Origin of the sequence: Phormidium pseudopriestleyi FRX01 (assembly GCF_017313335.1) — a bacterium.
Taxonomy (GTDB): domain Bacteria; phylum Cyanobacteriota; class Cyanobacteriia; order Cyanobacteriales; family Laspinemataceae; genus Laspinema; species Laspinema pseudopriestleyi.
Window position 1 is genome coordinate 1 of sequence record NZ_JAFLQW010000136.1, and the last position, 9,613, is coordinate 9,613.

At 41.9% G+C, this 9,613-nt stretch carries 6 protein-coding genes; all 6 read right to left on the reverse strand.

The window, feature by feature from the left end; all coding sequences use genetic code 11:
* Nucleotides 1-57: 57 nt before the first annotated feature.
* Genes J0895_RS05205 through J0895_RS05230 form a run of 6 tightly spaced genes read right to left on the reverse strand, consistent with a single transcriptional unit; the run spans nt 58 to nt 9,381 of the window.
* On the reverse strand, nt 58-2,262 hold the full coding sequence (locus J0895_RS05205) for a TIGR03986 family type III CRISPR-associated RAMP protein (RefSeq protein WP_207087059.1): 2,205 nt from the start codon (nt 2,260-2,262) through the stop codon (nt 58-60).
* On the reverse strand, nt 2,259-4,268 hold the full coding sequence (csx19, locus tag J0895_RS05210) for a type III-D CRISPR-associated protein Csx19 (protein WP_207087060.1): 2,010 nt from the start codon (nt 4,266-4,268) through the stop codon (nt 2,259-2,261). Before csx19 ends, J0895_RS05205 begins: the two co-directional genes overlap by 4 nt.
* Complete coding sequence (locus tag J0895_RS05215; protein WP_207087061.1) at nt 4,265-5,851, reverse strand: RAMP superfamily CRISPR-associated protein; 1,587 nt, start codon at nt 5,849-5,851, stop codon at nt 4,265-4,267. Before J0895_RS05215 ends, csx19 begins: the two co-directional genes overlap by 4 nt.
* Nucleotides 5,848-6,522, reverse strand: a complete 675-nt coding sequence (locus J0895_RS05220; RefSeq protein WP_207087062.1) for an RAMP superfamily CRISPR-associated protein — start codon at nt 6,520-6,522, stop codon at nt 5,848-5,850. The genes J0895_RS05215 and J0895_RS05220 overlap by 4 nt, the downstream gene beginning before the upstream one ends.
* On the reverse strand, nt 6,497-8,125 hold the full coding sequence (locus tag J0895_RS05225; RefSeq protein WP_207087063.1) for a Cas10/Cmr2 second palm domain-containing protein: 1,629 nt from the start codon (nt 8,123-8,125) through the stop codon (nt 6,497-6,499). The genes J0895_RS05220 and J0895_RS05225 overlap by 26 nt, the downstream gene beginning before the upstream one ends.
* Nucleotides 8,122-9,381, reverse strand: a complete 1,260-nt coding sequence (locus J0895_RS05230; RefSeq protein ID WP_207087064.1) for a Card1-like endonuclease domain-containing protein — start codon at nt 9,379-9,381, stop codon at nt 8,122-8,124. The genes J0895_RS05225 and J0895_RS05230 overlap by 4 nt, the downstream gene beginning before the upstream one ends.
* Nucleotides 9,382-9,613: the final 232 nt, after the last annotated feature.

Consider the following 9,613-nt stretch of genomic DNA (forward strand, 5'->3'; position numbering starts at 1 on the left):
AGGCGATCGGGGCGATCGTGATGTTTGCTGACGCATTTCTTCCGTTAGGCGATCGCACTATTTTCCTGTCGGAGGTCTTTGAGTCGCTAGATTCAGTCCACTATTTTTTTCTGACTTTCCTTTTTCTGAATTCTGGCTAGTTTTCTTTAGTTGAGGTGTTGGTTTTGGTTGTTGTTGTGGAGGATCTATCTTCTTCCCGCCTGAGTTTTTCGGCGATGGACGAGGACGATCCACAATAGGCGCATCCTCCCCTCCCATAATCTGAAGTGGAGTAGGGAGTACGGGGCGCTCTTGGTATTCATTAACTGTTTTAGCTCCATTCCTAGGCTGCCCGATATGGCACGCGCGTACATCCCGTTCAATTTCCATATATCGAGTTTCTTCGGATGAAGGCCCAGGCCAACTGAGCATCGCCAAAAGCATTTTAATACGGGGTATTGTATTAAAATCTGAATAACTTTCCCCCTGTTTTTTTAATTGAGTGACAATGTAATCCTCAAAAGCGTTAATGTACTTTTCTGATTCATCACCCGTAGCAAGGCGATCGCCTGTTGCCCAGTCTTCATCTTGGAATAAACTAGAATAGCGCGCAGTGCGATCGCTTAACCAAAGTTCATGGGTAATCGCGATCGCACCCATACCCAAGGGTTTACCCATCCCTAGAGACAGTCGATAATCCTGATCCCCAGCGATTTTGAGAATCCATAATAATGCCCCGAGTTCTATCTGAGACAAGTTCTCAAAGTCAAGGGTAAATTTAAACGAAACCCCCGGTTTTATCGGTTTAATTTCCGTCGTTTGACTTTCTGAAACATCTTGCGGGTTATCTAGCTGAATTGAAGGCGAATTTCCTTTATGCCAATACAGTTTATGACCTCTAATCATGGTTTCTTCACCGGGGGTACTCCCATAGTGCTTCAGTTTTCGTCTTTCCGAATTCGGTTGAACTAAATAATGTTGAAAAGTTGTCGGTTTTGGGCCAGCGAGAATTTGTGGAGTAACACTTTTTGTAAAATCTCCAGTCCACCAAATATCATCACTCTCTTTTTTCTGACAAATGGCATCACTGACAAAAACACGGCCAGCACGAGCTTGATTGTCTTCTTGCTTTTCATTTTTAACAAAGCCAAAAATTGCCTCTGCTAAGTCTAAATCTGCTCCCTTTGAGGTGGTAAGCTCACTAGGAATAAAATCGATCACTGAAGCGGCGCGATCGCTTCCTTTAGGGATGTAAGCAATCCGGAAATAAGGAGAGTGACCAAAGCGGGTAACTTTTGACTCCTTTCCTTGGGGTTCACAGTAAAAAATAGGACCCCCATCTTTTAATACACCTTTTTCCTTGTCAAATGGTGGTTTTTTTTGAAAATCTGTAAGACTGGTGCAATAATCTTCAATACTTTTTTCATCAATTTGAATAATTTCTGCCTGTTTATTCTCTTCAAAAATAAGACAATGGTTTTTCCTATTTGACGAGTTAGCGTTATCCGAACTTTCCAGCATATTGCCACTGGTTACTAGCATTCCTTTCTGTTTAAAAGCATCAATATTCTCACTAACATTTTCTGCAAAGGTACGACCATTTTTGATAAAACTGCCGTTGTAATTTACCAAAATGTGTTGGGGCTGGTAATCCTTCACTTGATTCATTTTCATCAAATTTGGAACGTCAGTGGAGCTCAATGAGCTTTCCTTGACCCAAATAAAGGAAAGATTACTAACCTTTGTTTTAGCAGGACGAATAAACCATTGCTCTCCACGCTTTACCAAATAGCCAGCCTTGACATTTTTTATTAATTCCTTATAAGGATATTTTAACGGATCATCCTTTTCAGCAGCTACAGCACGAAAGAAAAAGCGCTGCTGGTCTGATATTTTCGTCAGCTTTCCATATCCGGCAATTTCTACCAATGTCCGGAGCATTCCCCGCAAACTACTCCCAGGAATTACTGGATGCTGGGTTGTAGGATGTTGGAAGAAATCGGCAAGTGTCTTCCGTTTCTCATTTTTGTCTTTATCACTGAATTCATCATCAGATTTAGCACCGAATTTAGCAAAATTTTCTGGGGTCATCCCACAACGAATATAAAGAGGTGAATCCGTAGTTATCACGCATTTAATCCTTCCCGTATATCTGTTTTTATCGTAACAATTGGAGCTCGGTGGTTCTTCTGCTGTGACAATACTATCCGGCAATTCTACAAAATTATAAGGAGCGATCGCTTTTCTGTCTTTGGGGCCAAACTTAATATGTTTCGGTGTCATTTGGTTACTCCTTTTTCTGAGGTAAGAGAGACTAGACGGCTGAGAAAAATTCTGGCAACTCCTGATTTATTATCATAATCAATGTAATGCCGGACTACCAAGCGAACTGGCCGATGCATCTTTTCTGACTGAGACTCAAAATCAATACCCGTTAAAGGTACAGCGTGTTTTAATCCTTCTTGCCCATCGGATAGAAGGGTAAACCCATTCTTTTCTTTGCCTTGTGTACCCCAAAGAATTTGTTTTTCATCAGGGAGTCTTTCCGTCCCATTATTATCTTGGACTAAACGGGCTTGCAATCCTGATCCTGTACGCCAAACCAACACTTCTCCAGGGTATCCAAAAATTCGGCATTGCTGAAGAGTGAATAACCGTAAAGCTGGAAATTGGGGAAAAACATGATTAGCGGTTGTTAGTTTGCTATCTTTAAAATATCCCCAAATCACTCCATCCTCAGCATGAGCCAGGAGATAATCGAGTTGCCATTGTTGTGCTTGTTTTTCTAACCAAGCCGTAAAGGTCTCATCATCTACAATGTCATCAATGCCAATCTTTGTACATAACTGTTTGCTCATACATACGGTTTCTGCTTTCAGCGATTTTACGCAGTCTTCTAGTAAGTTCTTATCACTAACTTTAAGTTTTCCCTTTCCATCCTGGGTAATTGTCCAGGTTTGCTGGGTCGGTCCGCGATGATGCCATTCCATCTCAGCCTTAATTCCCTGCAATTTTCCACGTCCAATACTCTTTTCACCTCCGACAGGTAAATCGCTTGTCCATAAGTCTTTGAGCAGCAACAGAAGTAATCCGACTTCTGCTTGACTGGGTTGCCGTAACTCTAATTCCAGGTTAATGCGCGTTTCATTGCTGCCACACAAGATTTGCTCATCAAATAAAGCTCCATGATAAGCACCCCCGGTAAAGCGGTCTATCGCGATTCTGTTCTGCACCAATTCAGCGGTATTTTCGATAACACTTTCATGGACAATTAAACGACTTGCTTGTGCTTCTTTTGTTTTCTCATCAACTACCCCAAATAGTTGAGCCAGCATAGTGCGGCTTTTACCTAATGTCTCAATAATACGCTCGGTACGATGCCAAAGAACTCCAGCTAAACTGGTTCCTGATAGAACGGGAACAGGTTTACCTTGTCGGTGCGATCGCAGATGCACTACATCCGGAGCATATTCACTGGACCCAGGACTCGAACGAATCAGCAACGGACTGGCTAATTTGAAAGTTGCTTTCAGGACAAAGCGATCACGCTTATCCTCATCCTCTAGCTTAACATCAAGAGCCTCAGAAATTGATGCGTGGGTTGCATCTATGGTTGATTGATAGTCAAACATCAACCACGCTAATCGCTCCTCAGAGATCCGAAGGTCAAATAACCAGCTTTCCCATGCTTTGACATGACAACGACCAAACCCACGCCGTTTTTTCATTCCCAAGCCTATCTCTCCCTTTTCCAAGCCTTGTAATGCCAAACCCAAGGCTTTAATTAACTTTGCTTCATCATCTGTTTTATCAATTACTAACTCAAAACAAAGCGGAAATTGCGTTCCGGCTGCCAACAGTTCCAAATCATATTTAGCTTTGTCAGCAGCCGTTCCGGTTTTGCTATCGATTCTTACTCCATCTCGGAGTTCGATAGTGGGTTCTACGCTGATACTCAGAGCATCATCAACAATTAGCGGACTTTGGTCGCCATCTTCCTGACTACGAATCCCCCCAAACAGAGCAGTTGCGAGACTATTCTCTTCTTCATCTTTTCCGTAACCCTTCTCATATTCGTGCAGATAGTTTCGCAAAGCACCGGCAATGGAGGCACCTGTTAAAAGAGCGCGATCGCTAATACTGTCCCTCAGTAACATTAAATCCGTGGGATTCTTAGAATCGCTATTACCATTTCCTAAGCAAGTCGGTGTATCTAGGACTAAAATCCCTCGGACAATCAAACGTTTAATAATCTGGCGGTGGTGACGCTTTAACCGTTCTGAAGTCATGAGTCTTTCTCCTTCGTTGCTTGTTTGGCAATAGCCATAATCAATCGCAAGGCATATTCCATCGCCAGTTCTTCTGTAAGTTCTAAATTCACATCGGCGATCTTCACGGGCTTGATATCCTCGCTCCAAATTTTTAGGGGTTCATTCAGCCAGTTTTTCAGTTGCGCTGTTAACGAGCGATCGCCTATCCGAGCGCGATTAAATTGGGTACGGGAAGTTGAGGTAAGATTTTTCAGCAATTCATCAATCGGTTGGCGACTTTTCTTCGATAATGCCTCTCGCGCTACCAAGACTAATCGCGAAAGTTGGCTATTGCTTATTTGGTTAGCCGTTAACGGGTTACCTTGTACTTGGTTTAGGAGCAAATTTTCTAACTTATGGCACAATATTCTTTCTGCCATTTGTGTTGCTAAATTTCGTGAATAATCACTCTGGGTTGTTCGATCAGTTTGATGATTAACCACCTTCGGTAATTTGACCTTAAAATTGGCAGTATTTAGCAAGTTGACAGCTATTCTACCAAATCCTTCAACCCGTCTTTCTCCAATCCCTTCAGCTTTTAAAGTTAAAATTTGCTCCGTCGTTAGGTCGTCTACATAATTGTAAACAAAAACACTTCCTGCTTCTATAGCCGGGATTTGGGGTAGAGGAAGGCCCCATTTTCGGTTGAATCCTCCAATCGTTGTAAAACTAACATAGGAAGATTTAAGGGTGAGAGAAACTCCTAAAAACTCACAGAGCAACTGAGTCGGAGCAATCGGTACATATTGTCCCCTTTTGTCTCTAATAATTAAATCGCTTAAAAGGGTAATGCTTAGGCTTGTTGCATCTTCCTGACGGTTTTCAACAGGAACGTTCGTCTCATTCCATTTGTCGATAATTGAAATGTTAGAAATCTTATTGTGTCCATACCCTGCACTTTGAGACCCCCCGATCCATATATCTGGAGGATCTAGTAAATTTTGAAGAAGATCGACATCAATATCAGTACACAAAATCACTGCCTGAAAACTTTGCCCTGCATCTAAAGCATCATAGCGAAAAATTGCCCTGTCTCGCGTTTCGAGAACTTTATTGGTTGTGGGATTGAGCTTATCCGGTGCAGAGCGTCCTTTGCGGCGATCGCGCAGGTTATGAATATTAATCCGTCGATTTACGGTATAAAGAATTACACTTCCTGAAGAATCTTTTTCCCAAAAATATTCTCCAACTGGTTTTGGAGCTTCTAATTCGTGTTCATCCACGCTTAGATCATAAACCTGCATTAATTCTGATTCTTTTAGAGCAGCTTTTTTTTCTTTTATCCAAGACTTAGGTAAAGGTAGAGTGCGCTGTTGATTGTGACTGTATAGATAGCCATTCAAATAGCGCGTGCTGCCATCAAAGAACAATCGTCTAACGGTTTCATCTGTCAAAATATCAGTATTTTGCAGTCTATGACGCTGTAAATACCGTCCAATTAATGCTCCTCTTATCATACTGCCGGGAAGATAAGAATAAGAGACATCACTGTTTGGATCTCCCTGAAATGACGTGGCTAAAACAGGCTGCTGAGTTTCTAAAATAAAGGTAATCGCTTTCATACGGCTTGTTTTTCAATTGCTCCAAAACGCGGTAGATAATCTTCGTTCATCTCTTGTCCTTGGTCGTTAAAAAGCCTGCATCGTACATGACCGCGCCCTCGATTGCGCCCACTCCCAACTCGCCGTAATGCCCAGATTCCTGCAACTAAAAGTGATAGCATTTCATCGGTGGGTGAAGTCTCAAAGTGCAAAAAGGCCATAAATTCAAGGTCCCGCAGGATAACTCTAGCAGAACGCAAGCTATGTTTATCGGGTATTCCCTCTTTAGGGTCGATAGCCGTTTGGCGGCGGATACTCGTTAGAGACTCCAAGATATCGACAGATTTCAAATTGGGATCAAATTTAAGCTCTTGTGCAACGGCTTCGCGTAAATCTTTCGGCAAACAAGCATCGCCAACGTGCATCTGTGCTATTGTGTCCAAGGTACTGCCCGGACTCCCCAATAAATCTGCGGCCACCTGCTGCCAATTTTCGCGAGTACCATCATTAGGCAAAACGGCAACTAAGTTATCGCACTCCTCGCTTAATAATCCTTTGAGAGTACGGCCTCGTAGATAAGGAAATCCATGAGAATCGTATTCTACTTCTTGGTCGAGGAGACCTGCAACCCCATCTCCACGTCCAAAAGTGGTATCGCTCAAGAGTTTAATTTTTAGTTGGTAGATGCTCACCCGATTCTTCCTCCTTCAATGAGATGTAAAATTCCATCGCTTCAATGGCATCAAAATAGCCGCACTGTTTTTTTGTCCAACCACGGGTTTGCACCTGCTTTCCCCCTTCGGCAATTGGAGGTAAATTAGTTAAACCGTAAAGTTTAATAAATTCTTGAGTTGCTTGTGTTCCTTCTCTCAACTTTTTCCGTAAAGCGATAATTTTGTTGCGCCTATTTTTCCATTCTTCATCTTCGTTAAAAGCCTTGATGATGCTGGTAAAATTAGGCCAAGTCCGCCATTGTCCACGAAGTTGTTCTAACAAAACAGGGCGAATTGTCAGATCCCCTGCTTCAACTTTATATTCGCGATTCCGAATGTCGCTGATTGTACCAAACAAACCACTTGCTGCAATATGCCAATCAATAGCAGACAAATCGTTCTTTTTTTCATCAAGAAGAAAATTTTTCGCACTTTTACATAATTGTTCACTCAGTTCATAAGCCCTCGCAAAAGGATAGTGCGCTTTAACGATGCAAACTCCAGCACAAGCAGATAAGGGTTTACCGTCTGCGGCTGGCTGATTTTTAAAAGAGTTGAGATAAATTGAGGCTAATTCTAGCCCCAATCTACCATCACAGACGAAAGTAACATCATCCCCCCCATAAACTAAAGGACGGAAAGGTAAGAAATCATTTTTAATTGCTAATTTCCCTTTGATTTTGCCTTCGCTATCAATTGAATTGACAATTGCATTTGCAACATCTTTCAATGTAGCTAATCCCGCGCAATAAACGGAGTGGGAAAGTTCTCGCATAGCAATGATGTAATCTCGATTTTCCGGATACTTCTTCCCATGTTCTTGAAAGCGTTTACCCATATCATTACCATCGGCATGGACGATAGCAAGATAGCTATTTTCCCCGAAAGATCGGCCAAAATCATCGAAGTCTAAAGGAATTTTGTACTTCTTCGGCACTTTGGGATCGAAAAGTGTTCGATCAAGGTTTTGAGTAGCTGCCTTAACTGCATCCAACTTGGCAACAATTTCGCGGGAAACTAGATAAGACATTGGACATCCGTGGTCATTGTCGCTTGTATCCACCGCTACTAATTGAGTTGAGCGACAGGATGCAGTGACACCCAAACCCAGTAAAGGTGCTGAAGGAATTCTTCCTCTTTTTTGCCGATCTAACTTGTTTTTCATCAGGTCTTCAATCACTTCATAAAGTCGTGACTTAGCCCATTCAAATTCCTGATGTGCTGCAACCAGATTTATTCCCGGTGCTTCCCGTAAAATTTTGCTACTCAAAATCCGAGTAAACTGTTTAGCCGACTCCAGAGAGTCAAATAGTAAGACAGTATTACCGCCACCGGCATAGACTAACTCTGCCGCAATCTCTCCGTCTTCAATATGGGGTTTTTCTTCAGGTTTCTCCCAGTGGGGAATATGGACAGAGCGATTTTGTTGCTGTCCCAAGTCTCGCAACTCTTCCTTTGCCCATTCATTGGTGGCTTGATCAACTAAATAAGAACCTCCAATATTTTCTCGCAATCGGTTACTGCCAAAGATATAGGGCTGAATTCCCGTAGTATCGATTACCGTGGCAACATAGCGGCTCATTTGTTTGCCTCCTGATTATTTTCTTCGATCCACTCGGCAATTTTTTCTGAAAGTTGCTCTAGATCTTTCCGTCCAAATACCTGGATTTTACGGTTGTCTATGGTCGTGATTAATTCTGCTTTAAGTTCATCCGGTTTGTCATAGCAGCAAACTAAAGCTACTCGCGCTTCATCTCCTCCCAGTTGACGCGCTCTTAAATACGCTTCAAACAGCTTGGATTTGCAAAGAACTTTAGTACTGTCAGTTGTACAAGATATAGCAAAAAGCTGATATCCCAACATAAATGCAACGTCAAATTCAAACTTTTCCTCAGTGCTTTCTGAATTTTGATCTTCGATGTGAAATGACATCCTTATATCGTTAATTGGGTATTTTTTAGAAACGTTTTTGACTTGCTCTAAAACATAGTCTTCTAGCCAAATACCATCTAACCATTCGCCAATATGTTTTAATTTTTTAAAACCTTTATTTTTGGTTTTTGTAAGAGATAACTCTAATTTTTCTTGGCAGGCATCTAAGTTTTTACAAAGAATGTTTTTGATTTCTGGGGGTAAAGAACTTATGTCGAGAATTGGTTGTTGTTTTAAAACGCTTTCGTTTGCCCAATTTTTACCTGGTTTCATTTTGGGTTTCATTTCATTTTCACACCATGCTCTCCAGGCTTCTGCGTTTTCTTGATATTTGTGAAAATCTGCAAAATCTGCGGCGGCATCAGGCAATTTTGCATCTAAAGAAGGTGGTTTCTTTTCTTGCCAGGGCAAATTATGTAGCTTGAACAGTTTTTCTAAAGATAGCTCCAGAGGAATTTTTTTTCGAATAGGCTGATCGTTTTTGCGGTCAATGCACATTTCTAATCGCCGTGAATCTAAATAGCTAAAAACTGCATCCGGTTTGTTTTCTTGTACAGCACGATAAGCGTGAACTGCCATTGCTTTCGTACCCCCAGTGTAATGCAATCCAATTTTTCCTGTTAAGGGCTTGATTATTTGTTGAATTGTTTTACGAATAAAATCGCTATCGGATTCTCGATCCTCTAAATCAACAGGTTCAAGTTGTTGTTCTTGAATCGGGTTGGTTCCCCCTTTTTTTAAACATTCTACGAGACATTCTTCCTGCTTTATGGTGTGTTCGGTAAACACGAGATAGACTGTGCCGCCATCTTCTAAAAGGGTTCTAGCCGCTATATAGTTGGGCAGAGGGTTTTCACCTACGAGTAGAAAGAGGTGTTCGACTTTGTAGCTGTCCAGAGTAGTCATGTTTTTTAGGATATTGTAAAGTGCAAAGTTGCAGGTCTGTTTTTTAGGAAACTGTTACTTATTCAGAAGGCCCTTAACCCGTTCCAATAACACCTCGGGAACTGCTGTGGCATTCCCGCGCAGCCAGGGACCGCAGGTGAGTTCTAAATAAGGTTGCTCTTGGTGAATGGTTTTGCATGGTTCTAGGGTACTGTGAATAACGGCAACCGGAATTAAATTTCCCCGATCGCGA

Excerpts from the sequence above, each read along its gene's own strand:
- J0895_RS05205 (WP_207087059.1), bottom strand. The coding sequence starts at position 2,262 with ATGACACCGAAACATATTAAGTTTGGCCCCAAAGACAGAAAAGCGATC.
- csx19 (WP_207087060.1), bottom strand. The coding sequence starts at position 4,268 with ATGACTTCAGAACGGTTAAAGCGTCACCACCGCCAGATTATTAAACGT.
- J0895_RS05215 (WP_207087061.1), bottom strand. The coding sequence starts at position 5,851 with ATGAAAGCGATTACCTTTATTTTAGAAACTCAGCAGCCTGTTTTAGCC.
- J0895_RS05225 (WP_207087063.1), bottom strand. The coding sequence starts at position 8,125 with ATGAGCCGCTATGTTGCCACGGTAATCGATACTACGGGAATTCAGCCC.
- J0895_RS05230 (WP_207087064.1), bottom strand. The coding sequence starts at position 9,381 with ATGACTACTCTGGACAGCTACAAAGTCGAACACCTCTTTCTACTCGTA.